The organism is Sphingomonas sp. AOB5 (assembly GCF_029433115.1).
Taxonomy (GTDB): Bacteria; Pseudomonadota; Alphaproteobacteria; order Sphingomonadales; family Sphingomonadaceae; genus Sphingomonas.
The window spans coordinates 1-2,143 of sequence record NZ_JARNTV010000129.1 but is presented as its reverse complement, the minus strand read 5'-3'; the positions used below and the strand labels follow the sequence as shown (position 1 = coordinate 2,143).

Below are 2,143 nucleotides of genomic sequence, written 5' to 3'. Positions count from 1 at the left end.
GCGAAGCCGCGGCCGGGCCGCCGCGCGCCGATCCGGCGAGCATCGCGCCGATGCTGCGCACTCTGATGGACGAACAGGCGGTGCGGCCACCGCAGGGTGGGCATCCGCGACTGGCCATCCTCGGCCTGATCGAAGCGCGGTTGCAGACCGCCGATCTGATGATCCTTGCCGGACTGAACGAAGGCGTGTGGCCGGGCCTGCCCGCGCCCGATCCATGGCTGGCGCCGCGAATCCGTGCCGAGCTGCGGCTGCCGGGGCTGGAACGGCGGATCGGGCTTTCGGCGCATGATCTGGCGGGTGCGCTGGGTGCGCCGGAGGTGCTGCTGACTCGCGCACGGCGGGATTCCTCCGCGCCGACCATTGCCTCGCGCTTCTGGCTGCGCATCCTCGCGCTGGCGGGTGACCAGATCGAGAGTGCGGGCGATATCTCGCACTGGCTGCGTGCCATCGACGATCCGGGCAAGCCGCAACCTGCGGCGCGGCCCGAACCCTCACCCCCGGTCGCGGCGCGGCCCCGCGCGATCAGCGTCACCGAAGTCGACCGGCTGAAGGCCGATCCCTATGCCTTTTACGCGCGGCGGATGCTGAAGCTGATGCCGCTCGATCCGGTCGATGCCGATCCCAGTGCGGCGTGGCGCGGCACGGCGGTGCATGCCGTGCTGGAGCAATGGTTTGCGAAGGACGATTGCGATCCGGGCAAGCTGCGCGAGCGGGCGACCGCGATGCTGACCGACGAGCGGACCCATCCGATGATGCGCGCGCTGTGGCAGCCGCGGTTGATGGAAGCGATCGACTGGATCGCCGGGGAAATCGCGGCCAAGGCGGGCGAAGGTCGCCGCGTGCTGGCGGTGGAGCAGCGCGGCGAGATCGAGTTTGCCGGGGTGAAGCTGAGCGGCACGTTCGACCGGATCGATCGCTATGACGGCGGCGGACTGGCGATCGTCGACTACAAGACCGGCCAGCCGCCGAGCGCGAAGGCGGTGCGTGCCGGATACAGCCTTCAGCTTGGTCTGCTCGGGCTGATCGCGGAGCAGAACGGGTTCGAGGGCATCCGCGGCAAGGCGGCGGCCTTCGAATATTGGTCGCTGGGGAAGAAGGGCGATGCGTTCGGCTATATCGCGACGCCGGTCGATCCCGAGGGCAAGCGCGACCGGATCGTGACGAGCGAGTTCGTGTCGATCGCTGCGGCGAACTTCAAGAATGCGGCCGAAACCTGGCTGACCGGGCCGGAGCCGTTCACCGCGAAGAAGGTGCCCGAATACGCGCCCTTCGCCGATTACGATCAGTTGATGCGGCTGGATGAGTGGTATGGCCGGGAATAGCCTGTCTCCCCTCCCGCCGCTGAAGGGCAATCAGGGTTCGGCCAGCGATCCGCGGCGCAATGTGTGGCTGTCGGCTTCGGCGGGCACCGGCAAGACGCAGGTGCTGGCGGCGCGCGTGTTCCGCCTGTTGCTGCGCGGTACCGATCCGGCGGCGATCCTGTGCCTGACCTTCACCAAGGCCGGGGCGGCCGAGATGGCGGCGCGCATCACCGGGCGACTGGCGCGATGGGTGCGTGCCGACGATGTGGAGCTGTTCAACGATCTCGAGGCTCTGGGCGAGAAGGCCGGATCGGAAGAATTGGCATTTGCCCGCACCCTGTTCGCCAAGGTGCTCGACGCGCCCGGCGGGGGGCTGCGTATCCAGACGATCCACAGCTTTTGCCAGAGCCTACTATCGGCCTTCCCGGTCGAGGCGGGGCTGGTGCCCGGCTTCCGGCCGCTCGACGGGCGTGAGGAATATGTGCTGGCGCGCGAAGCGCTGGCCGAGATGCTGGTCGATGCCGAGCGTGAAGGGCGGATGGCGCTGGTCGATCATGTCGGCGCACTGAGCCTGAGGCTGGGCGAGGGCGGGGCGGAGAATTTCCTGCGCCAGTGCGCGCGGGCGGGCGATGCGCTGGAAGCACTGCCCGCGGGCATCCAGCCCTGGCTGCGGCGGACGATGGGGCTGCCCGGCGGCGATATCGAAGCGGCGATCGCCGACTATTGCTCGGACGAGTCGTTCGACACCGCGTCGCTGCGCCGGATCGCCGCTGCGAACCGGGCATGGAGCGCCGCCACCGGGCAGGCGCAGGCGGCGGTGGTCGAGGCGTGGCTGGAAGCGG

2 protein-coding genes are annotated in these 2,143 nt (G+C 69.4%); both read left to right on the top strand.

Going from position 1 to position 2,143, the window contains the following annotated elements; genetic code table 11:
- Window positions 1–1,322 (top strand): PD-(D/E)XK nuclease family protein (locus P1X14_RS21975; RefSeq protein WP_277317557.1); only part of this gene is annotated, 1,322 nt, incomplete at its 5' end.
- The coding region (locus P1X14_RS21970) for a UvrD-helicase domain-containing protein (protein WP_277317556.1) at window positions 1,300–2,143 on the top strand (844 nt) is incomplete at its 3' end. The genes P1X14_RS21975 and P1X14_RS21970, both read left to right, overlap by 23 nt.